We start from the raw sequence: 23679 nt of genomic DNA, 5'->3' as shown, positions 1-23679 counted from the left end.
TACCTATTCAAAGGAGGTTTAAGAATTTTAAATGAAACATATAAGAAATATATTGCTGTTGATTACGATTATTTTTGCTTTTGTTATGCAAGCTGAAGTATATCAAAATATGCTCTGGAACTTTAATGGTGCTTATTATTTATCGTCCAGATACACAACTACTAATGACGATATGGATTCATTTTTAGCCAATGCAGAAGATACAGCTGAGAAGCATGGTGTTCATATTTTTTCGACTTTTAATCAGAGAGTTTCTAATTATCAGACAAGACTTTATATTTATGGTGATGATACCGTTGTTCGGGATAGTCTTAAAAGCACAATGGATATTGAGGAAAAAACATATACGGCTTTGATAGGCGGAATCACCGTAATAGAATTTGAAGATTTTAGAGAAGCAAAAAACACAGGCAATGGACAGGAAATAATGGTCAGCTATATCGGTGACGATGATGACATTATTGCCACATATCAAGATTTGGCAAAAGAATATTCTATATCGCAGCCAGAGTTTTGGCAATCAACCGAAACTGATATGATGTTCATTGTTTGGGGCCTGGTTGCCATATTGATGATTGTACTTAATATGATTGAGGTGATACGCAGACAAAAGGAAGTAGTTGTACGAGCTTCTCTGGGCGAAAATGCTGCTGTGATTGCTCTAAAAGCTGTAGTGGCTGATATGATTTCATATGCTGCATTATTCGTCTTAGCAAAGTTGCTTGTTTCTCAATTTATATCGGGAGCGTATGAAGATCATCTCATTTTGGCAGTGTATTGTGCCGGAGCAGTTCTTTCCGTAATTCCTTATGCTGCTTTTGTCCGCTTTGATGTAAAAAAAGCCTTTGCCAATGCTTCAGATAAAAAAGGTATGTTTTATCTTCTGAACGGTCTTAAAGTATTTGCTACTGCTATGACGATTTTTACAATAACTACAAATCTCAGTAGCATTCAAGGTAATTTACTTACAAACACTACTCTTTTAGAAAATCATTATAATGATTACTATTTTGGAGTTATGCAGATTGAACCTCCTTTTGAAGAAAATGAGGAGGAATCCAAAGAGAGCGAATTTTGGAATGACCTTTACGAAAATGAATACAACACTATAAATCCGGTGGTCTGCATAGGCAGCCGGATAAGCGATACGGATAATTATATTTTTGTAAATCATAATGCCAGAGATATGCTGCAAGGGTTTTCTGATATGCTTACTGAAGATGATGAAAAAGAGGATATCGTGGTCTTCGTGCCAAAGGGAAAAAATGCGGAATCATACAAAGATATCGCAAAAGAGGAAATTGACTCTCTTACCCAAAATGCAGAAGAACTGCGTGTTGTTTATAAAGAATATTCTGGCAGAGAGCAATTTTATTATCTCAATTCGAACAGAGAAGAGGCTATTGACGGATTGTCAAGAGCAACAAATCCGATTGTTATTTATCAGGCAAATGAGGCTGTTGCTTTGAATGGAAGTTATATCGAAACAGGAACATATAATGGTGAGGTGATCTACGGATGCGATGAAAGCACAATTCGTAATGCTGCGAAAAAATATGCAGAACAGCTTGGTCCACACTATTTTATGCTGACGAATGTCGGGGAGGATTATACTTATAGTCATAGTTTCCTCGTGAAACTGATTGGCTTTATAAGCTCTCTTTGCGTATTAGTATTGCTGTTAGATATCGCTATCATCATATCTGAAGTGAAAATGGAATTTAGACTTAATGCGATGGAAATCTCCCTCAAAAAGGTTTTGGGCTATCGCTTTTATGAAAGGCACAAAAGATTTATTTCCGTTAATCTCTTAGAAAATATAGCCGTTGTGATATTGATTTGCATTGTTTCGCTTTTTATATCTAACGCAAGTGTCGGGATTGCTTTACTGGTTGGAGCATTGCTCACCATTATTGAAATGGCAATCATTTTCACAAATGTTATGTGGGTTGAAAAAACAAATATCTCAAAGTCCTTGAAAGGTGGATGTTTATGATTATAATTCGTGGCTTAAATAAAGCATTTGGAGAGAAAATAATTTTCTCCAACTTTAATTTGGAAATTCCGGATGGAAGTTTTGTAGTAATCAGCGGGGATAGCGGCAGTGGAAAAAGCACTTTGCTCAATATGATTGGTGGTATCGAAAAGCCGGATAGCGGCAGTATCATAATCGAAGGGCTGAATATTACCCGGCTTAAAAATAAAAACAGTTTTTTTGCGGATACAGTGGGGTTTCTTTTTCAGAATTTTGCACTGCTTGAAAATAAGACAGTTAAAGAAAATTTAAGTTTGATTAAAAAATCAAGCCGAACTAAAGTATCACTTAAAGAAGCTCTTAATCGTGTGGGGTTATCAAAGGAAGTTAACAAAAAAGTTTATCAGCTTTCCGGTGGTGAACAACAGAGAGTTGCTTTAGCTCGTCTTATGATGAAAAAATGTTCTGTTGTTTTGGCAGATGAACCTACTGGCTCACTTGACAAGAAAAATAGAGATATTGTTATGAGGTTATTGCACGAACTCAATGAAGAAGGTAAAACGGTTATCATTGTTACCCACGATCAGGGTATTATTGAAGATGAACCTTATGTTGTGAAAATCTGAGAGTACCTCTTAGAAATGTCTTGATCTACATTTTATGTAATTTGGGTCAGAAGAAAATCCCTTTAGGAACTAAAGGGCGCACTTCTATACTCTCCTATCGGGAGTATGTGCGTCCTGCGGAGCTTCATTCCCGGTCAGCAGAGAAAAACTGCTTGACCGAAAATGTTTCGTCACTTCGTTCCGTCAAGGGAGCTACACTCCCTTGCGACGCTTGTGCGTCTATCCCTTGTGGACTTGCCGTCCGCAAACAGCATGAAATGCTGTTCGCCGCCAGCAAGTTTGGAAAAATAAATACCGAAAATCAGACCGTTGACTGGTCGCAATGTGCGAAAAGTTGACGGTCTTTTTTTATCCCAAAAATCAAAAAAGGAGGTCAATCACAATGACAAAACCGAAAACCCTCGATCAGCTTCGAGCCGAAAAGGAACGAGCTGAGACGCAGCTTGCACAGGAGAAGCACAAGCTGGAGCGTCTGGAGAACAGAAAGAAGTATCTGGAGAAAGGCGAACGCACCAAGCGCACCCACCGCCTTTGCAATCTGGGCGGCACGATTGAGAGCCTTGCCCCGGAGGTCAAAGATCTCACACGCACCGAAATGACAGAGCTGATGGAACACATCTTTTCTCTGTCCGAAGTCCAGCGAGCCGTCCGGCACATGGCGATTACTCACACCAACCAAGCGAACAGAGAAAAGGAGCTGAAAGCCGATGGCACTATTTCATCTGAGCGTCACGCAGACTAAGCGAAGCGCAGGACAGTCCGCTATTGCTTCTGCCGCCTACCGTGCCGGGGAGCGATTGTATAGCGAGTATTACGGCGAATACAGCGACTACACCCGCAAGGGCGGCGTGATCTGCTCTGACATTCTCCTGCCGTCCCATGCACCGCCCGAATACGCAGACCGCCAGACCCTATGGAACGCCGTGGAAAAAGCCGAGCGTGGAAAGAACGCCCAGCTTGCATACAGCTTTGACATTGCCTTGCAGAATGAATTTTCCCTTGAGGAAAACATCGCTCTTGCAAGGCAATTTTTATTGGAGAACTTTGTGAGCCGGGGCATGGTGGTTGACCTCGCCGTACACCAGCCAGACCGGGAGGACGGCGGCATACCCAATCCACATTTTCATGTGCTTTGCCCTATCCGCCCCATCGAGCAGAACGGCAAATGGGGACTAAAGCAACGCCGGGTGTATGAGCTGGACGAGGACGGCAACCGTATCCGAGACGGAGACGGAAAGTTTGTGTTCAACGCCGTTCCCACTACCGACTGGGGCAGTCCCGAAACGCTGGAACATTGGCGGCAGACATGGGCGGAACTATGCAACGCCAAGTTTGCGGAGAAAGGGCTTGATGTTCGTATCGACCACCGAAGCTATGAGCGTCAGGGCGTGGAGCTTCTTCCCACCGTCCATGAGGGCGCAACCGTCCGGGCAATGGAGAAGAAAGGCATACGCACCGAGAAAGGCGAGTTCAACCGCTGGATCAGAGCAACCAATGCCGTTATCCGGGACATCAAGAAGAAAATCGCTCTCCTGTTTGATTGGATTGCCGAAGCAAAAGCGGAGCTTGCCAAGCCGCAGGCACCCGACCTTGTTTCTCTGCTGAACGCCTATTACACCCAGCGCAGAGCCGGGGCATATTCGCAGAAAGGCAAGGTCAGCAACCTAAAGGAGATGAACGATACTTTCAATTATCTCCGGGCAAACGGCATTTACTCCCTTGAGGATTTGGAACGCCGTGTCAGCGAACACAGTGCTGCCACAGAGAGCTTGAAGAAAACGCTGGACGAACAGACCGCCCGAATGAAAGCAATTAAGCAGCTCTATGACAGCTCCGCTGCTTTCCAGAGCTTGAAGCCTGTCTATGACGGCTTGCAGAAAATCAAGTTTGAGAAGCCCAGAGCTAAGTACAAGGCAGAGCATGAAGCGGAACTGAAACAGTTCTACGCCGCCAGACGTAAGCTGACCGGAGAGTTCCCGGACGGCAAGGTGGATATGAAAAAGCTGACCGAAGAGTATGACGAGCTGGAACAGGCGCACAACACCACCTATGGCGAGTTTAAGACCGTCAGAGACGATTTACACCGCCTTTGGAAGGTCAAGTCATGTGTAGATACTGCCGCCCGATTTAACGAGCGCACAGAGGAACAAAAGCTCCAAAATCGACCCCAAACACGACACAAAAAGGAGGATATGACACGATGAAAAAATACGACTGGAAGAACGAGTACAACCCCATCCGCAGAACGGCAAAACTCCTTTTGAGCGGAGAACCTTTGACCGATGGCAGACCGCTTTCCGACCTGATCGAGCTGGACGAACACACCCGGAAATGCCTTGCCTTTGAAGCCACCCTCACCGACCGCCAGATTGATATGTTGCAGGAGCTGGGCTATCTGCCTGTTATCATGAGACAGAACGGCGAGGAATGTGCGAACTGCCCCTACACGCTGGACGAGCGTGAGCATGGCATTTGCAGACGATGCGCTGTTTTCAAGAAGTAAGGAGGACGCTCATGCAGTACACCCAAGCGCAGATTGACCGGGCAAATGCCGCTAGTCTGGAAGATTTTCTCCGTACACAGGGAGAGACGCTTATCAAAAGCGGACGGGAATACCGCTGGAAAGAACATGACAGCCTGACCGTCCGGGGAAACAAATGGTTTCGCCACAGCCAGAGCAAGGGCGGCTATCCCATTGATTTTGTCATGGAGTTTTACGGCAAGTCCTTTCCCGAAGCAGTCCAGCTCTTAACCGGCGAAAGCGCCGAGGGACAGAGCGAAGCCAGCACAGCACCGCCCACAGCGTTTCACTTGCCCTTGCACAACAGAACAGCCGACAGAGCAATTCAATATCTTTGCGAAAGCCGAGGTCTCAACAAAACGCTTGTTGAGGCTTTTCTTCTTTCCGGGGATATTTACGAGGACGCAAAGCGGCACAATGTTGTGTTTGTCGGCAGAGACCGAAGCGGTACGCCGAGATACGCCCATGTGCGAGGAACGGCAGACCCATTCAGACAGGACATTGCCGGGTCTGACAAGTCCTATCCGTTCCGCTATGAGGGAAACGGCAACCAGCTCTTTGTCTTTGAAGCACCGATAGACCTTTTGTCCTTTATCTGCCTTTATCCGCAGGATTGGCAGACAAGAAATTATCTTGCCCTGGGCGGCGTTTCGGGCAAAGCCCTTGACCGTTTCCTTTCTGAACGCAAGGACACACGAAAAGTGTTCCTCTGCCTTGACAGCGACACCGCAGGAAGCGAAGCCTGTACCCGACTGGCACAGTCCATTCCCGGCGAGATCGCCGTCATTCGCCTTGTCCCGGCAAGGAAAGACTGGAACGATGTTCTCCGTCAGCAGGGGGACATTCCCAGCCGCAAATTCATAGCCGAGACAATCACGCTGCGAGAGTTGCCCACCGCCCAGCCTGTCCCCATGCTCCGTATGGCAGATGTGGAGCTGACGAGCGTGGATTGGCTATGGTTTCCGTATATCCCATTTGGAAAGCTGACCATCATACAGGGCAACCCCGGCGAGGGCAAGACCTACTTTGCTATGCGCCTTGCGGCGGCTTGCACCAACCGAAAGCCCTTACCCGGTATGGAGACACTTGAGCCTTTCAATATCATCTATCAGACCGCCGAGGACGGTCTGGGCGATACCGTTAAGCCCCGGCTGATGGAAGCTGACGCAGACCTTGAACGAGTGCTTGTTATTGATGATAGAGACACGCCGCTGACCCTTGCTGATGAGCGCATCGCAAGAGCAATCCGAGAGAACAACGCAAGGCTGGTTATCATTGACCCGATGCAGGCGTTTCTGGGCGCAGATGTGGACATGAACCGGGCAAATGAAGTCCGTCCCATCTTCCGTAGTCTGGGAGACATTGCACAGGCTACCGGATGCGCTATCGTGCTGATCGGACACCTGAACAAAGCCGCAGGAACGCAAAGCACCTATCGGGGATTAGGGTCTATCGACATTACGGCGGCAGTCCGCAGTCTGCTTTTTATCGGCAAGCTGAAGGACAGCCCCACAACGAGGGTGCTTATCCATGAGAAAAGCTCCCTTGCGCCGCCCGGACAGTCCCTTGCCTTTTCTCTGGGAGACGAGAAAGGCTTTGAATGGATAGGAGCTTATGACATTACCGCCGACGAGCTTCTTGCCGGGACAGACACCGCCAAGACCGAGAGCAAGACCGCACAAGCGCAAATGCTCATTCTGGAACTGCTGGCAGATGGAAAGCGTATGCCAAGTGCAGAGCTGGAAAAGACGGTCAATGAGCGTGGGATTTCCTCACGCACCATGAGAACGGCAAAGAGCCGTATCGGGGACAGGCTTGTGACCGAGAAAGACGGCACAGCATGGATCTGCTATCTCCGCAACTGACAACAGGAACACGGCAAGCATGGCAAAGACGGCAAGGTTTTTATAGATACCTTAATGTTGCCGCCTTGCCTTGTTCCCTCATACCGACACCGCCCGATGATGAACAGTCACCGGGCATTTTTCATTTACAGGAGGATTTTGAATGAACAATACCGCAACCAACACCGCCACTTGCCCGACTGTCAGAAAGCAGATCGGAAAGACAACCTATATCGTCCGTGTGCATTTCAGCCAGACCGCAAAAGAGACGATGGAGGACAAAATCAAGCGTCTGCTCCGTGAGGAAGTCCGCAAAATGTAACTTCTTTTTGAATTTGATGAAAAAGTCCTTGACTTTTCGTCTCTGGAAAGACCGCCAAGTCCATCCTGATCAGTGTAGGTGTCCGGCTGGCAGCCTTCAATCTGCCGCAGATCGCCAAGCTGACCAATACTGATGAACTGGATCTTTCCAACATGGGAGAAAGAAAAGTTGCCCTTTTCTGTTGTATCCCGGATGCAGACACCTCTTTGAATTATCTGGTAGGCATGATCTACAGCCAGCTTTTCCAGACGCTTTATTACATGGCAGACCGTGTGCATGGCGGTGCCCTCCCGGTTCCGGTCAACTGCATCATGGATGAGTTTCCAAACGTATCCCTGCCAAATGAGTTTGAGAAGATCCTGGCAACCTGCCGTTCCCGTTCCATTTACTGCAGCATCATCATCCAGAACATGAGCCAGCTAAAGGCTCTGTTCAAGGACTCCTGGGAAAGTCTGGTGGGCAACTGCGATGAGTTTTTATACCTGGGCGGCAATGAAAAAGAGACACACAAATATGTATCAGAATTACTGGGGAAAGAAACCATAGACACCAACACCTACGGGCAGACCAAAGGAAAATCCGGCAGCTACTCCACCAACTTCCAGCAGAGCGGAAGGGAGCTGTTACAGCCGGATGAAGTCCGTATGCTGGATAACCAGAATGCACTTCTGTTTATCCGCGGGGAGCGGCCCATACTGGATGCCAAGTATGACCTGATGAAGCATCCCAACATCCGGTATACCGAGGACGGAGGTGCCGGCCCGTTCAATTATGCGAAAGCACCGCTGGCGCATGATGATTTTACATTTGACGAAACAAGATATGACGATTACGAACTGCTTCTGGATGAGGACATCATCGGGGAGCTTTTTTGATGGGAGGAATGCCAATGAATTTACTGAAAAATAAGAAACACACAGAAATCAGGAAAGAGACCGCACCGCTGAAGATGAAGAGAGGGCAGAAGAAACTGTTTGCTCTGTATGCAGTTACGGTACTGTCGATCTGCATTGGGGCGACCTGCGTTTATGCCGCAGGCGATCCGCTGACCGTAGTCAATAACCTGTCCACGTTTATCTTTTCCCTGATCCGCGCCATTGGCCTGATCCTGCTGGGATTTGGTATCGTGCAGGTCGGTCTGTCCTTAAAGAGCCACGATCCAAGCCAGAGGGCAAACGGATTTCTGACACTGGCAGGCGGTATCATCATTACCTTTGCAAAAGAGATCCTGGACCTGATCATGGGATAGGAGAAGAGTCCAGAAGGGGAGCCATGCGAAATGCCGGCTCCCTGCTCACTTTTGAGGATGGGAGGTGAAACTGTTTGAGTGATAACTGGATCGTACAGAATCTAAATTCTGCCTTGCAGACCTGGAGCGACAAGCTGGCTGAAATCTGGACACTGCTGACGCAAAGCCCGGAGAATTTCAAGGGCGGGGCAATCTGGAGCGTGATGACGAACATCAACGGTGGACTGAAAGCCATCGGGTACGGCCTGCTGGTTCTGTTCTTTGCGGCAGGGCTGATAAAAACCTGTGGGAGCTTCACGGATATGAAAAAGCCGGAACACGTAGTGAAAGCCTTTATCCGTTTTGCACTGGCACAGGGAGCCGTTATGTCCGGCATGGAGCTTCTGACTGCGATCTTTTCCATTGTGCAGGGCATCGTGACAAACATCATGTCCCACTCCGGGATGGCAGGGGGAACCGTAACGGAACTGCCCTCGGAGATCGTGGACAAGATCGAAGCGGTCGGGATGCTGGAATCCATCCCTTTGTGGATCGTAACCCTGTTAGGCAGTCTGCTAATTACCGTGCTTTCCTTTGTAATGATCCTGACCGTATATGGAAGAATGTTCAAGCTGTACATGTACACGGCCATCGCACCGATTCCATTGGCAACCTTTGCCGGGGAGCCAACCCAGTCTGTAGGAAAGAACTTTATCCGTTCCTACGCCGGGGTATGTCTGGAAGGAGCCATCATCGCACTGGCCTGCATCATCTTTTCGGTGTTTGCATCAAGTCCGCCGGCCATCGGGGACACCAGCCTGTCCGCCGTGACCATTGTCTGGAATTACGTCGGGGAACTGGTATTTAACCTGCTGGTACTGGTCGGGGCAGTCAAGGCATCCGACCGTATCGTAAAAGAAATCATGGGATTATAGGAGGCGAAAAAAATGGAAGAACCAAAGACACTGAGCTACGACTGGCAGTATGGCCGGGAGGAATTATTTCTCAGGGTAGACGGTTACATGAGCGATGACAATCTCTATATCGGGCTTTACCATATGGAAGATGGATACCCGGAAAGCTTTGCAGACCTTACGGTAAACCTGCCTTTTGCTCCGCTGGGCGGTATCAATGAAGCCTATATCGACCACAATTTCAGTAAAGAAAAGCTTCGTTTTATAAAGCAGCATAAGCTGGGAACGATACAGCCGGATACCGCATCCTCCGGTTACTGCATTTTCCAGAGGGTTGCATTCGACCTGAAAAAACTGGCAGAGCTTGATCCGGAAGGAACAAAAAGATTTATGGAAAGAAATGGCATCCGGCAAAGGGATGTACCAAAACAGAAACAAAAGAAAAAACAGAGATTACAAAGAGAAAGGTAGAAAACAACATGGAAGTGAAAATGAATAAAGAAATCCGAGACTATCAGGAGTCAATGTTCTGGGGCTTAAGCTTCCGGCAGTGCTTATTTTCGGTACTGGCGATCCTGGCAGCCCTTGGAATCTATTTTGTCACCCGGAAATATGCCGGGGAACAGGTAACCGGATGGCTGTGCATCCTTGGGGCGGCTCCCTTTGCAGCCTGCGGCTTTTTTCGTTACCACGGCATGACGGCAGAACAGTTCGCATGGGCAGTCATCAAATCCGAACTGCTGTACCCGAAACGGCTGGTATTCAAATCAGAGAACCTGTACTTTTCCTGCATGGAAGAGAGCCTGCGGCTGGGTGAAAAGATGATGGGAAACGGAGCGGAGCTTCTGGAGAAGAAGCGGACGAAACAGAAGAAACCAAAGAAGCCAAAGAAGCCAGGAGGAAGGGGTGATGCCTTTGATTAAAACCCTGAGTCAGACACTGAAACAGGACAAAGAAAAATTCAAAGTACCGAGGTCTGCCCAGCAGGCGATCCCGATCCGCAAGATCTGGCCGGACGGTATTTTTCAGGTGGAGAGCAAGTATTCCCGGACATTCCGGTTTACGGATATCAACTATTCCATTGCCAGCAAAGCGGATAAGACAGAGATGTTCCTGGACTACTCCGAACTTTTAAATGCACTGGATTCCGGCTGTACGGCGAAGATCACCCTGAACAACCGTAAGATCAACAAGGAAGAGTTTGAGCAGTCCCTGCTGATTCCAATGAAAGGAGATGGACTGGACGAGTACCGGAAAGAGTATAACAATATGCTCCTTTCCAAGATCTCCGGTACCAACAACAGCATTTACCAGGAACGCTATCTGACCGTCAGCGTCCACAAGAAGAACATCGATGAAGCCAGGACATACTTCGCCCGTGTGGGAACGGATATCATCACCCATCTGGCCAAGCTGTCCTCCATCGGGGAAGAGCTGGATGCAGAACAGAGGCTCCAGATCTTCCGGGACTTTTTCAAGGCAGACGTTCCGCAGAGCTTTCCGTTTGACATGAAAGCCTTCGCGAAAAAGGGACACAGCTTCAAGGACTGGATCTGCCCGGACACGATGGAGTTCCACAACGACCATTTCAAGCTGGGCGAGCAGTACGGCAGAGTCCTTTTTATGGAAGATTACGCCAGCTATATAAAGGATGAGATGATCTCCGAACTGTGCAGCCTTGGCAGGAACCTGATGCTGTCCATTGATATCATCCCCGTACCGACAGACGAAGCGGTGCGTGAGATCCAGAACCGACTGCTGGGCGTGGAGACAAACGTCACCAACTGGCAGAGACGCCAGAATGCCAACAATAACTTTTCAGCCGTAGTTCCCTATGACATGGAGCTGCAGAGAAAAGAGACCAAGGAAATGCTGGACGATCTGACCACCAGGGATCAGAGGATGATGTTCGGCATCCTGACAATGGTACATATGGCAGACAGCAAGAAACAACTGGACTCCGATACGGAAACCCTGTATTCCATTGCGAGAAAACACCTCTGCCAGATGGCAACTTTGAAGTGGCAACAGGTCGATGGACTGAATACCGTCCTGCCGTATGGTCTGCGGAAGATCGATGCGGTGCGTACCCTTACCACAGAGTCCACTGCCGTCTTGATTCCGTTCCATACACAGGAGATCATGCAGCCGGGCGGTATTTATTATGGGCAGAATGCAGTCAGCAAAAATATGCTGGTGGCAGACCGAAGGAAGCTGTTAAATGGAAACTCGTTCCGACTGGGAGTCAGCGGTTCGGGTAAGAGTTTTTCGGCAAAAGAGGAGATCGTAGACCTTGCCCTTTCCACGGAAGATGACATCCTCATCCTCGATCCGGAGTCGGAGTTTGCTTCTCTGGTGGAAGCCTTAAACGGAGAGGTCATCCGGATCTCGGCAACCTCAGATACCCATCTGAATGCACTGGATATGGATTCTGCCTATGGCAATGACCGAAATCCTCTGATTGAAAAGTCAGAATTTATCCTTTCCCTGTTTGAGCAGCTCGTAGGAGCCGGAAACCTTTCGGCAAAGGAGAAATCCATCCTTGACCGCTGCACCGCAGATGTGTACCGGGATTACATGAGGGGCGGTTACAAAGGGCAGGTGCCGACCTTAAAGGACCTGTACCGACAACTCATGCTCCAGCCGGAGGAAGAAGCCAGAGGGCTGGCTCTGTCTTCGGAACTGTTTATCAATGGCAGTCTGAACACCTTTGCCCAGGAAACCAATGTCAACACGAAGAGCCGTATCATCGACTATGACATCCGGGAACTGGGCGAACAGCTGATGCCCCTTGGCATGCTGGTCACACTGGATTCGATTTTTAACCGTGTGATCCAGAACTGGAAGAAGGGAAAAACGACATGGATCTTTGCGGATGAGTTTTATCTGCTGTTCCGCTATGAATACAGTGCGGACTTTTTCTACCGCCTGTACAAGCGTATCCGTAAGTATTCCGGATTTGTAACCGGACTTACCCAGAACGTTGAGGAACTTCTGAAATCCGATACCGCCCGCCTGATGCTGGCGAACAGTGAGTTCCTGATCCTTTTGAATCAGGCTACCACCGACCGGGATGAGCTGGCGGCACTTCTGAATATTTCAGACAACCAGTTATCCTACATCACCAATGTAGGTGCCGGCCACGGACTGATCCGCTGCTCCGGAAATCTGGTGCCGTTTGAAAACTCGTTTCCAAGAAATACAAAACTGTACCGCCTGATGACGACCAAGCCGGGCGAAGCGTAAGAGCAGTACAGACCGGGACTGGAGGTGAGAGATGAAGGATATCAAAACCAAAGAAGTCACAACAAAACCAAAGACTAAAAATCCTGCCTCCAGAATCCCGAAGGAGCTGATGCGGACGGCCATACTGGAGAGCAAGGAAAAGTCCCAGACCATCGCAAATGCCAGGGATAATGACATGGAGGAACAGTCCCCATCCGAGTATGCCAGTGGAAAAGTCGCATCCGCAGAGGAATGGGCTGCCAGAAAGTCTGGCAGAACTGTAACCAGCGCCGGAAAGACAGCAGCACAGACTTCCTACGAGAAGATCAAACTGAGAGTTACTGGCAAAAAAGAAGCGGAGAAAGAAGCTGCCAGAGGAACAGGGGACACACAGGCTCCCGATCCGGTCAGTCGGGAAGCACCAGAGCAAAAGAATCGGGAACAGACATCTGAGAACGTGAAGATTAAAAGCCGGGAAGCTCAGGAAGCACAGATCAAAGATGTCCAGATCCAGAAAGCCAAGCGGCAAAAGGCGGTTTCAGATGCTATCAAAACAAAAGAACAGAAAATTCGGGTAGCCAGAGAGACACCGAGAATCCAGAATGGACAGGAACTATCAGGAACGAAGCAGTTCTCCATCCGAGACCAGAGCCGGAAAAAGGCAGTCGCAGATACTGCAAGACAGAATGCCATCTGCCAGAAACAGCCGGAAACCATCCGGATCAAGGAAAAGCCACGGAAACAGTTGGAGCCGAAGACCATACAGCGGCGTACTATTAAGACCGCCCCTCCATCTGCGAAGATTAGCATCCAGCCAGAGCAGAAGCTCCGTGTAGCCAGTTCCAATGCCCTGACAACCCGGATGCAGAAGCAGATGGAACGAAGGGCAGCGAAACAGGCGGCGAAGAAAGCAGCCTTGCAGACTTCTGATGGAATCCGTCGGATACAGAAAACGGCAAGGGCAGGGGAGAATACATTCAAGGCAGCTAGAGCCGCCGTGGAAGTGGTAGCGAAAACCGTGCAGTCCATGATAGCTGCACTGGGAGCCGCCGGAGCGGTCATGGTTCTGCTTCTGGTTATCATGGTCGGGATCATTGGCGGTGCGGCATTCTCTGGAAGCTCAGAGAGCAACGAAGCACTCAGCCAGGAAGTACTTTCCTATACGGCAACCATCCAGAAATACGCCAACCAGTATGGAATCCCCGAATACGTTTCCGTGATACAGGCAATCATGATGCAGGAATCTGGCGGCCGGGGGACCGATCCCATGCAGAGCAGTGAGTGCCCATACAACACCCGGTATTCCAACAGCCCGAATGCCATCCAGGATGCGGACTACTCCATACAGGTAGGAATCCAGTATTATGCGGACTGCCTAAGAGAAGCCGGATGCACCAGCCCACAGGACATGGACAAGCTGAAGCTGTCCCTGCAAGGGTATAACTACGGAAACGGGTACATAACGTGGGCGATTCAGAAATATGGCGGCTACAGTGCAGAAAATGCCCTGCAGTTTTCCAATGAGCAGGCTGCTTCGCATGGCTGGAGTGCCTATGGTGATCCAGAATACGTCCCTCACGTTCTGCGGTATTATTCCAGCGGCGGATTGTTTGCCGGCTTGTTTGGAGGCAACGGCCAGATCGTATCCGTGGCACTTACCCAGCTTGGAAATGAAGGAGGCCAGAAGTTCTGGTCATGGTATGGATTTGACAGCCATGTGGCGTGGTGTGCCTGCTTTGCCAGCTGGTGTGGGGATCAGGCAGGACTGATCGAGAGCGGCAAGATGCCGAAGTTCTCCCTGTGCGATGACGGAATCGCATGGTTCCAGAGCAAGGGGAAATGGAAGAGCAGAGGATACTCGCCAGCACCCGGAACCCTGATCTTCTTTGACTGGAACGGGGACGGAACCTCAGACCATGTGGGAATCGTGGAGAAAACTGAGGGAAGTACCGTATATACGGTAGAGGGAAACTCCAGTGATGCCGTGAACAAGAGAAGCTATGATATCAATAACGGAACGATCATGGGATACGGCATACTTTGAAAATTAATATGTTGACTCTTAGAGAGTAGTCAATAGTTTAGATTACCTTGACTAAAAAACAAATATAAAGTATTATGTGATTAGCTTCGACTAACTAGAAAAAGGAGGGTGCACGATGACAAACCAATATATGACGAAGCTGTATCACGATCTGCTCTCCAACTCTCCGCAGACAGTGACAATAGATATTCCGGCTGATATGGGAACAGGTCAGATTTCGCAAGTTGTTACAAAGCAAGGAGCTGTTGTATCAGACTGGAAAATGAACTATTTTTCAGATATGAATGTGCAGGGTGTAAGCTGCGAAGATTATATTCAACTTTTATTTTGCTTCAATGATGGCGTATCGTGGAATATTGCAGATGCGCGTCAAAGTGTCAGCATCCAGAAAGGCGAATCCTGCATTTATCGAGGACATGGTAAAATGGAATACTTGTGTTATTCCGGGAAGAAAGATTTTCTTTTCAAGAATATAAAAATTCCCATGCCCTATTTTCACAAAATTTTGAATGACTACTTTGAAGATAGTGAAATAAACGCTTATGAAAAGAAATTACTGACAGGAATTTCAAAAGTGAGCGTTACCCCGTATATGGAACACATTTTTGCGGAGGTAAAAGATTTTACGCAATATCGCGGCGGGTTGGGATACCTGTTTCTGGAAAGCAAGGTCTTTGAGCTGCTATCGGTATATTTGAGCGAGGTCCTGGAGCTGAGTATTCTCGCGTCAACCTACGTTGCAATTTCCAGAAGTGACCGGGATTCCATCATAGAGGCAAAGCGAATTATTGACAGCCAGCTTGCCCTGGCTCCGAGCTGCGAGGAATTGGCGCGGCAGGTCAATATCAGCACTTCAAAATTGACGAAGGGCTTTTCCTCCCTGTTCGGAACATCGGTTCATGCGTATGTCATCGACCAGCGGTTAGAAAAGGCGGCAAGCCTGTTGTTAGAAAGTAATTTGAATGTCAGCCAGGTGGCTATACTGGTGGGATATTCAAAAGCGAGCAATTTCGCAGCGGCCTTCAAAAGGAAATACGGAGTGAATCCGAAAAACTATAAAGCAGAAGCTACGATTGGATAAATGCAAAAATACTGATTTTGGGTAGAATAAAATTGGTTTTGGGTTGGAATCGTGGGCGCAAATTGCTATTATATGTGGTGTGGTTAGAACACTCTAACCGCACCACATTTTCATTTTCTCAGATATAAGGAGGATACTGGTATGAGTTCCCAGAAAAAAAGTTCCCGGCTTGAGGGAAAAGATTTAATTACTATCGGCATCTACACCGTCATCTATGTCGTGATTGTTATGCTGGTGGCGATGCTTGGCTTTATCCCCATTTTTATTCCGCTGATGGCGGTGCTGTGCCCTTTGATTGGCGGCATCCCCTATATGCTGTATGTTACAAAGGCTAAAAAATTCGGGATGACTGCAATCATGGGTTTCCTGATTGGCCTAATCATGGTGTTCTTCGGCAACGGCTATCTTACTATGGTAACTGGTCTCGTTGGCGGCCTGTTGGCCGACGTGATCCTGAAAAAGGCGGACTACAAAAGTGCAAAGAGCACAGTTCTTTCCTGCGGCGTGTTCAGCATCTGGGTGTTTGGCAACTTTGCTCCCATTTTCCTGAACCGTGAAAGCTATATGGTAATGTTGACTGAAGGATACGGCGCTGAATATGCAGCTACCCTTAATACATATATGCCTATGTGGATTGCGCCTATTCTGCTGGTTGCCTGCTTTGTGTTTGGCCTTGTCGGAGGTGTGATTGGGAAAGCCATTTGCAAAAAGCACTTCCAGCGTGCCGGTATTGCATAATGGCGCGGGAAATTCTGCTCAGCAAAAAAACAGAACAAGGGTTACGGCTCGATCCGCGTACAAAACTGTTGCTCATCTTCATCATAAGCATTTTTGTCATGGGTGGAACAGGCGGAGAAGCTATGGGGCTGATCCGCCTTGTTCTTTGTACGGTTCCGGCTATATTGCTGCTTACCTCGAAACAATGTGCAAAAGCTGTGGGCTATATTGCTGTGTTTTCTGCTTTTTATGCTGTTCAAATTTATGTTTTGCCGCACCTTACGGGAATATTGAATTTCCTCGTTCTGTTTACAACAGGATTCTTCTGCCGAATCCTTCCCAGTGTTGCGATTGCTGCCTATGCAGTGAAAACAACAACGGTCAGTGAATTGATTTCCGGCATGGAAAGAATCCATATGCCTAAAGAAGTGACGATCCCCTTAACGGTCATGTTCCGCTTCTTTCCAACTGTCTTTCAGGAGTCAGAAGCAATCAGTGACGCTATGAAAATGCGTGGGATTAAACTTGGAGGGAAAAAATCTTCAAAAATATTGGAGTATAAGCTGATCCCGATGATTACCTGCTCCGTGAAAATCGGTGAGGAACTTTCCGCTGCGGCAATTACCCGTGGCCTCGGCGCTCCTGTCAAACGCACAAACATTTGCCAGCTTAAATTCAATTTTGCCGATGTGGTGCTGATCTTGTTTTGTTGCTTTGTAGTGTTTTGGGCGATTGCTTCCCCGATAATTTCCGCAGGAGGGATTTTGCCATGATAGATTTTCAAAATGTTTCTTTTTCTTATGGTGAAGAATCCAGCGGCGGAGGGATTAGAAATGTCAATCTCACCATAAACACAGGGGAATTTGTTTTACTCACGGGAGAATCCGGCTGTGGGAAAACAACGATTACCCGTTTGGTAAACGGGCTGGTGCCTCATTATTACGAGGGCAATTTAGAGGGCGATGTCCTTCTGGACGGAAAAAGCGTATCAGATACGCCGCTTTATGACTTGGCTGCTATGGTGGGATCTGTATTCCAGAATCCCAAAAGTCAGTTTTTCAACGTGGATACGGATAGTGAATTAGCCTTTGCCTGTGAAAATTTAGGCTATCCTCAGGAGGATATCCTGAAAAGGATTGACCGGACAGTTTCCGATTATCATATTGAAGATTTGATGGGGCGAAGCGTGTTTGCTCTGTCCGGGGGCGAAAAGCAAAAAATAGCCTGTGCTTCATCAAGTGTATTGCTGCCGGGAATTATGGTCCTGGACGAACCATCTTCTAATTTGGATATGGCTGCTATTGATGACCTGCGGCAGGTCCTGAGCCTCTGGAAAAGGCAGGGCAAAACAATTCTGATCGCAGAACACCGCCTTTACTACCTTCACGATCTTGCAGATCGTGTGCTGTATGTAAAAGATGGGGAGATTGAACGGGAATACACGCCTGCTGAATTTGACAGCTTATCGGATGGCATTCGAAAAGAAATGGGGCTGCGGCCGTTTTCTCTCTCGAAGTTGAAGCCTGCGAATCAGTATCAGGCGCATACAGCTAAACAGATGGAATTTCAAAATTTCTGCTTTGCGTATAAAAAGCGGGAACCGGAAAGCCTCCATATTCCGAGTGCAGAACTGCCTGTTGGAGAAACGATTGCCATTATCGGTCTGAATGGCGCTGGAAAATCTACTCTGGCCCGCTGTATTTGCGGACTGGAAAAGAAGTGTGGCCTTTTGCAGGTTGACGGGAAAACCCTTGATTGGAAAGCCCGGCTCAAACATTGCTACATGGTAATGCAGGATACCAGCCATCAGCTATTTACCGAAAGCGTGACGGATGAAGTGCTTCTGAGCATGGACAACAAGGATGAAACTGTTGTGGATAAAATTCTTAAACAGTTTGATCTGCTGGAATATAAAGACAGGCACCCGCTTTCTCTTTCCGGCGGGCAAAAACAGCGGGTAGCGATCGCGTCTGCCATTGTGAGTAACCGGGAGATTATTGTGTTTGACGAACCAACCAGCGGGCTTGATCTCAAACATATGCGGGAAGTTGCGCGGAGTTTGAAGTCACTCGCGGATCAGGGCAAAACGCTTCTTGTTATTACGCATGATCCGGAGTTGGTGATGGCGGGATGTTCGTATGTAGTCCATATGGAAAAAGGGCAAGTAAAAGAAAGCTATCCATTGGACGAATCCGGCAGTAAAAAGGTTTTGGATTTTTTCCGAATCCGCCAGTGAATTTTAGAAATTATGAATGTCAGGGCCGCCTTGACTGGACAGAAAGATAATGATAAGAGGCCGCTTTACTTTGGCGGCCTCTTTTTTTTGAAGCACAGACAGTACGGCTCAATATAAGGAGGGCTTATGTTCAAAAAAATCTTTGAGTACGCAGGGCCATATAAGAAAAATATGTATGTGGCCACGGTTGTCGTACTGGTCAGCGTTCTTATGGGCATCCTGCCTTTTGTGCTGGCCTATCAGGTCATTTCGCCATTGGTTATGGGCGATTCTGTTGAAACAGAATTTGTTTTATTGCGTGTTATAGGGGTTTTGATCTGTCTTGTTTTGCAGGCGTTTTTTTATGGATGGGGATTATCAATTTCTCATAAAGCAGCATATAACACATTGTTCCGGCTGCGGGTATCTCTGCAAAAGAAGTTTGAGAAACTTCCCCTTGGCATTGTGGAGGAAAAAGGGACAGGGACAATCAAAAAGCTGTTTGTCGATGATGTGGACAGCTTGGAATTGCTCCTTGCTCATTCAGTCCCGGAGGGTATCGCAAATTTACTGATCCCGCTGGTGATTTATGTTGCTATGTTTTGTGCGGACTGGAAACTGGCTCTTATGTCTTTGGCCTCTATCCCGATCAGCCTGCTCTCCATGGTCATTATGTACTCTGTTGGAATGAAGCGCATGGGTCCCTACTATCAGTCTGCACAGAAAATGAACAACACGATCATTGAGTACATCAATGGTATGGAGGTTGTCAAGGTATTCAATAAGGACGCAGATTCCTATGAGCGGTTCCGCAAAGATGTATCAGATTATCGGGACTATACTCTGGCGTGGTACAAGGCGGCGTGGCCGTGGATGGCAATTTACAGCAGTCTGCTTCCATGCACCATTATTCTGACTTTACCTGTTGGCGCATGGTTCGTTCTCTCTGGCTGGTCTACTTTGCCTAATTTGATCTTGGTACTGTGTCTTTCTTTAAGTATTGGTATGCCACTGCTGAAATCTCTCGGTTTCCTGCCTACCATGCCCCAGCTCAACTATAAAATTTCTGCATTGGAGCAGGTGTTGGATGCGCCAGAGCTCCAGCAGACAGAAGATGCGTTCCACGGGAAAGATGACACCATTACTTATGACCATGTTTCTTTCGCTTATCAGACCACACAGCCCGGCCCGGATGGAAAGCCTGTTGTAATTGAGGATGAAGTTCTCCATGACATTTCCTTTACGGCAAAAGCTGGACAGAAAACAGCCCTTGTTGGTGAATCTGGCTCCGGCAAGAGTACATTAGCGAAACTGCTGATTCACTATTATGACCCACAGAAAGGCAGTATTTCCATCGGTGGGCAGAAATTATGCGATATGAGCCTTGAAGCACTCAACAGCCGTATTTCCTATGTGGCGCAGGATCAATACCTGTTCAACACCTCTCTGCTTGAAAACATTAGGCTTGGTCGGCTGAACGCAACGGATGAAGAAGTGGTGGAGGCCGCAAAGAAAGCTCAGTGTATGGAGTTCCTTGAGAAACTTCCGCAGGGTATTCATTCAATGGCTGGTGATGCAGGAAAAATGCTCTCCGGCGGTCAGCGCCAGCGTATTTCTCTGGCAAGGGCAATCTTAAAAGATGCTCCAATTGTGGTGCTTGACGAGGCAACTGCCTATGCCGATCCCGAAAATGAGGAAAAGATGGAAGCTGCCATTGCAGAGCTTGTAAAAGGTAAGACCCTTGTGGTTATCGCGCACAAATTACCAGCCATTATGAACGCAGATCAGATTTGTGTTATGGATCACGGAAAGCTGGTTGCAACGGGCAAACATCAGGAGCTGATCCAGTCCTGCCCAGAATATCAAAAGTTGTGGAAAGCGGCACAGGACAGCGCCGAGTGGAAAGTACATACTGCAAAGGAGGGGAAATAAATGTTTGCTTTGTTTTCAAGAATATTGAAACTTTCCGACCATTATAAGAGCCGTATTCAGGGCGCATTTGTTTGTGCGTTTCTGGAATCCATTCTGTCCAAAATGCCGATTTTTCTGGCCTTTGTGGTTTTGAGTGGATTTGCAAATAAGACGATTACCGGGCAGACTTGTCTTTATGTGGGACTTGGCCTTGCCGCTATTGTGCTGGTTCAGATGCTCGTCCACTATCTTAGTGACAGCCTGCAAAGTGCAGCGGGATATTTGATGTTCGCTGACAAGCGTATCGAATTGGGCGGCCATCTGCGGAAACTTCCGATGGGATATTTCACTTCCGGCAATATTGGCAAGATCAGTTCTGTCCTCAGTACCGACATGGTGTTCATTGAAGAAGTCGCTATGAGTACGCTGGGAAACATGATGAGCTATCTGCTGTCCTCGCTGGTTTTGCTGGCGTTCATGTTTTATCTGAATTGGCAGCTTGGCTTGATTGCTGCGATAGTTACTATTTTGGCATGGCTGGTATCTAAGGGAATGAACAAAGTTTCCCTACGAGAAGCAGCAGGCCGTCAGGAGCAGAGTGAACGGCTGACCGATGCGGTGCTGTCTTTTGTGGAGGGCATTGGTGTTATTAAGAGCTATAACCTGCTTGGAGAAAAATCCGAAGAACTGTCCGGCAATTTCAAACGTTCCAGAAATACATCGCTTGATTTTGAACGGAAAATGACCCCGTGGACAATGGGGCTGAATATCCTTTACGGTATTGGTATTGCGGCAATTTTCGGCCTGTCTATTGTGTTGGAACAGAGCGGTGCGCTTTCTTTGGCTTATGTGTTGGGTGTTCTGCTATTTGTATTTGATCTTTTTGGCCCGTTGAAGGCTCTCTATGGAGAAGCATCCAGACTAACCGTTATGAACGCTGCCCTTGATCGTATTGAAGCGGTATTGGATGAACCGGAACTTTCCGACAACGGCAAGCAGCATATTCCGGCTCAGGCACAGCCGGGACAGCCGGAAGTCCTGTTCAACGATGTTACATTTGCTTATCAGGATAAAGAGGTTTTGCACCATATCAGTTTTGCCATGAAGAAAAATTCTATGACAGCGCTGGTTGGGCCATCCGGTAGTGGTAAGTCCACCATTGCAAACTTACTGGCGCGGCTTTGGGATATAAAATCCGGCAATGTGACGATAAGGGGTGTGGATATTCACAATGTACCTCTGTCGGAATTGATGAATCAGATCAGCATGGTATTCCAGCGCGTGTATCTGTTTCAGGACACCATTTACAACAATATCATCATGGGAAAGCCAGATGCCACGGAAGAAGAAATCTATGAGGCTGCCAGAAAAGCCCGCTGCTATGATTTCATTATGGCTCTGCCTGATGGGTTCCAGACAGTGGTTGGCGAAGGCGGTGCGACACTCTCTGGTGGCGAAAAGCAGCGTATTTCGATTGCCCGCTGTATCCTGAAAGACGCGCCTATCGTCATTTTGGACGAAGCTACCGCGAGTGTGGATACGGACAATGAAAGCTATATTCAGGAGGCTATTTCCGAATTGGTGAAGGGAAAGACCCTGCTTGTAATTGCTCACCGCCTAAATACCATCCAGAACGCCGATCAGATTTTAGTTATAGACAACGGCCAGATTGCACAGCAAGGAACCCATGAGGAACTTTTGAAACAGCCTGGTATCTATCAGGATTTTGTCAATATCCGAAAGAGTGCGGCTGGCTGGAGTCTTGCTTAATGGCGAAAGGAGCTGCCTATGAAACTTCATACTGCCGGAGAGGATTATTTGGAGGCCGTGCTTATACTCCAAAAGAAGCTCGGTATGGTGCGCTCTGTGGATGTTGCCCGGTACATGGAAGTTTCAAAACCCAGCGTATGTTACGCAGTAGGAACTTTACGAGAGGGTGGCTTTTTGACAACAGACGAAAACCATTATATACACCTGACCGACCTTGGCTGGGATGTGGCTGAAAAAATTTACGAACGCCATTGTTTTTTTACTCATCAACTTATATCCGTTGGAGTTAATCCACAAATTGCAGAAGTTGATGCTTGTCGCATGGAACATGCAGTCAGTGATGAAAGTTTTCAAAAACTGAAAGAGCATGCGATGAGAGAGATTGCTTCACAAAAAATTGACAATACATTTGATGATTTTCCTGTGAAGAAGTAGAAAATGTTGCTTTGCTAAAATAGATTAAATATGAAAGACACAAAATACAAGATATTAGCATATTTTGACAATCAATCATATCGAAAACTATTCAATGAGATAAACTCAGATTATGCAGAAAATCTACAAATTTTACTGCATAATTTGAGTTTATTTTCTTATGATATGCTTGTAATAGGAGTAATCGTTTATAAAGAGAACATAAGTAATATTATATCTGCTATTAGAAAGATAACGCAGATACCAATTATTATTTTGACGGATGCATCTTCTTTATTGTGTATGTCATGGAAAAAAGAATTAATATACGCTGGTGCAGATTGTGTAATGGATATAAATAGCACTATAGAAGAAGTAGATCTGCAGATTTTTTCATTGGCACGACGAAACAATAAACAAAAAATAACTCAAAAGCAATCCGAAACGATGATTAATAAGGGAAAACTTGTAATGGATCATAAGAAACATAAAGTATTTTGGAATGATGTAGCGTTACATTTAACACGACAAGAATATAATTTTTTATACTTATTAGCGGCGACACCGATGAGAGTATACACGTTTGAACAGATTTACCAGCTTGTCTGGAAAGATTATCCTGTTGGTGATATTAAAAATATCATCTGGTGTCTGGTAAAGCGACTGAGAAAAAAGCTGAATGTTGTTGAAGATGGTGCTGGGAATTGTATCGTCAGTGTCAGGGATATAGGTTACAAATTTGAATTGAATAAAGAAAACGAACAACAGTAAGGCGAATGATCCGTAAAAAGATTGTTCGTCTTATTTTATTTATTCTGGAAAGAAGGTGATAAAAGCTGACCGTCAATTGACAGTTTTCTGACCGTTAACTG

The 23679-nt window shown here is 47.1% G+C and carries 21 protein-coding genes and 1 pseudogene; all 22 read left to right on the top strand.

Annotated features, from left to right (window positions below; genetic code table 11):
- The first annotated feature begins 31 nt into the window (after nt 1-31).
- Complete coding sequence (locus tag NQ508_RS11535; RefSeq protein ID WP_002593327.1) at nt 32-1996, top strand: DUF1430 domain-containing protein; 1965 nt, start codon at nt 32-34, stop codon at nt 1994-1996.
- A complete protein-coding gene (locus NQ508_RS11530; protein ID WP_002593328.1) occupies nt 1993-2601 on the top strand; it encodes an ATP-binding cassette domain-containing protein in 609 nt (202 codons plus the stop codon). The genes NQ508_RS11535 and NQ508_RS11530 overlap by 4 nt, the downstream gene beginning before the upstream one ends.
- Nucleotides 2602-2983: 382 nt before the next feature.
- Nucleotides 2984-3343 (top strand): DUF3847 domain-containing protein, encoded by a 360-nt coding sequence (locus NQ508_RS11525; RefSeq protein WP_002593329.1) that lies wholly within the window; start codon nt 2984-2986, stop codon nt 3341-3343.
- A complete protein-coding gene (gene mobQ / locus NQ508_RS11520) occupies nt 3309-4805 on the top strand; it encodes a MobQ family relaxase (RefSeq protein ID WP_006428297.1) in 1497 nt (498 codons plus the stop codon). Before NQ508_RS11525 ends, mobQ begins: the two co-directional genes overlap by 35 nt.
- Entirely contained in the window at nt 4802-5104 is a 303-nt protein-coding gene (locus NQ508_RS11515) for a hypothetical protein (protein WP_006428298.1), read from the top strand. Before mobQ ends, NQ508_RS11515 begins: the two co-directional genes overlap by 4 nt.
- A gap of 11 nt (nt 5105-5115) precedes the next feature.
- The gene (locus NQ508_RS11510; RefSeq protein WP_006428299.1) at nt 5116-6987 is read left to right on the top strand and encodes an AAA family ATPase; all 1872 of its coding nucleotides are present in this window, start codon (nt 5116-5118) and stop codon (nt 6985-6987) included.
- A 142-nt stretch (nt 6988-7129) separates the two neighbouring features.
- A complete protein-coding gene (locus NQ508_RS11505; RefSeq protein WP_006428300.1) occupies nt 7130-7288 on the top strand; it encodes a transposon-encoded TnpW family protein in 159 nt (52 codons plus the stop codon).
- 41 nt (nt 7289-7329) lie between these two features.
- A pseudogene (locus NQ508_RS11500) lies at nt 7330-8163 on the top strand (VirD4-like conjugal transfer protein, CD1115 family); the annotation flags it as partial.
- Complete coding sequence (locus NQ508_RS11495; RefSeq protein WP_006428302.1) at nt 8163-8537, top strand: hypothetical protein; 375 nt, start codon at nt 8163-8165, stop codon at nt 8535-8537. The pseudogene NQ508_RS11500 and the gene NQ508_RS11495, both read left to right, overlap by 1 nt.
- Before the next feature lie 74 nt (nt 8538-8611).
- A complete protein-coding gene (locus tag NQ508_RS11490; RefSeq protein ID WP_044920352.1) occupies nt 8612-9451 on the top strand; it encodes a VirB6/TrbL-like conjugal transfer protein, CD1112 family in 840 nt (279 codons plus the stop codon).
- A 12-nt stretch (nt 9452-9463) separates the two neighbouring features.
- The gene (locus NQ508_RS11485; protein ID WP_006428304.1) at nt 9464-9901 is read left to right on the top strand and encodes a DUF4313 domain-containing protein; all 438 of its coding nucleotides are present in this window, start codon (nt 9464-9466) and stop codon (nt 9899-9901) included.
- Between the two features lie 8 nt (nt 9902-9909).
- Nucleotides 9910-10353 carry a PrgI family protein gene (locus tag NQ508_RS11480; RefSeq protein ID WP_006428305.1) on the top strand — a complete coding sequence of 148 codons (444 nt, stop codon included), beginning with the start codon at nt 9910-9912 and terminating at the stop codon, nt 10351-10353.
- A complete protein-coding gene (locus NQ508_RS11475; RefSeq protein WP_330371066.1) occupies nt 10346-12676 on the top strand; it encodes a VirB4-like conjugal transfer ATPase, CD1110 family in 2331 nt (776 codons plus the stop codon). Before NQ508_RS11480 ends, NQ508_RS11475 begins: the two co-directional genes overlap by 8 nt.
- Nucleotides 12677-12707: 31 nt before the next feature.
- The gene (locus NQ508_RS11470; RefSeq protein WP_006428307.1) at nt 12708-14699 is read left to right on the top strand and encodes a lysozyme family protein; all 1992 of its coding nucleotides are present in this window, start codon (nt 12708-12710) and stop codon (nt 14697-14699) included.
- 115 nt (nt 14700-14814) lie between these two features.
- Nucleotides 14815-15780: a helix-turn-helix domain-containing protein gene (locus NQ508_RS11465; RefSeq protein ID WP_006428308.1), complete on the top strand. Its 966-nt coding sequence runs from the start codon at nt 14815-14817 to the stop codon at nt 15778-15780.
- A gap of 141 nt (nt 15781-15921) precedes the next feature.
- Nucleotides 15922-16518: an MptD family putative ECF transporter S component gene (locus NQ508_RS11460; RefSeq protein WP_005601664.1), complete on the top strand. Its 597-nt coding sequence runs from the start codon at nt 15922-15924 to the stop codon at nt 16516-16518.
- Nucleotides 16518-17270 carry an energy-coupling factor transporter transmembrane component T gene (locus NQ508_RS11455; RefSeq protein WP_006428309.1) on the top strand — a complete coding sequence of 251 codons (753 nt, stop codon included), beginning with the start codon at nt 16518-16520 and terminating at the stop codon, nt 17268-17270. The genes NQ508_RS11460 and NQ508_RS11455 overlap by 1 nt, the downstream gene beginning before the upstream one ends.
- Nucleotides 17267-18733, top strand: coding sequence for an ABC transporter ATP-binding protein (locus NQ508_RS11450; protein WP_006428310.1), 1467 nt, complete (start codon nt 17267-17269; stop codon nt 18731-18733). The genes NQ508_RS11455 and NQ508_RS11450 overlap by 4 nt, the downstream gene beginning before the upstream one ends.
- A gap of 126 nt (nt 18734-18859) precedes the next feature.
- Nucleotides 18860-20644: an ABC transporter ATP-binding protein gene (locus NQ508_RS11445; protein ID WP_006428311.1), complete on the top strand. Its 1785-nt coding sequence runs from the start codon at nt 18860-18862 to the stop codon at nt 20642-20644.
- Nucleotides 20645-22393, top strand: a complete 1749-nt coding sequence (locus NQ508_RS11440; RefSeq protein ID WP_006428312.1) for an ABC transporter ATP-binding protein — start codon at nt 20645-20647, stop codon at nt 22391-22393.
- An 18-nt stretch (nt 22394-22411) separates the two neighbouring features.
- Entirely contained in the window at nt 22412-22828 is a 417-nt protein-coding gene (locus NQ508_RS11435) for a metal-dependent transcriptional regulator (RefSeq protein ID WP_006428313.1), read from the top strand.
- Nucleotides 22829-22858: 30 nt separating this feature from the next.
- A complete protein-coding gene (locus tag NQ508_RS11430) occupies nt 22859-23578 on the top strand; it encodes a winged helix-turn-helix transcriptional regulator (RefSeq protein ID WP_006428314.1) in 720 nt (239 codons plus the stop codon).
- The last annotated feature ends 101 nt before the right edge of the window (nt 23579-23679 follow it).

The sequence above is a fragment of the Dorea longicatena genome, assembly GCF_025150085.1.
GTDB classification, from domain to species: domain Bacteria; phylum Bacillota; class Clostridia; order Lachnospirales; family Lachnospiraceae; genus Dorea_A; species Dorea_A longicatena.
The sequence above is the reverse complement of the archived record's forward strand: the minus strand, read 5'-3'. Positions and strand labels throughout refer to the sequence as shown.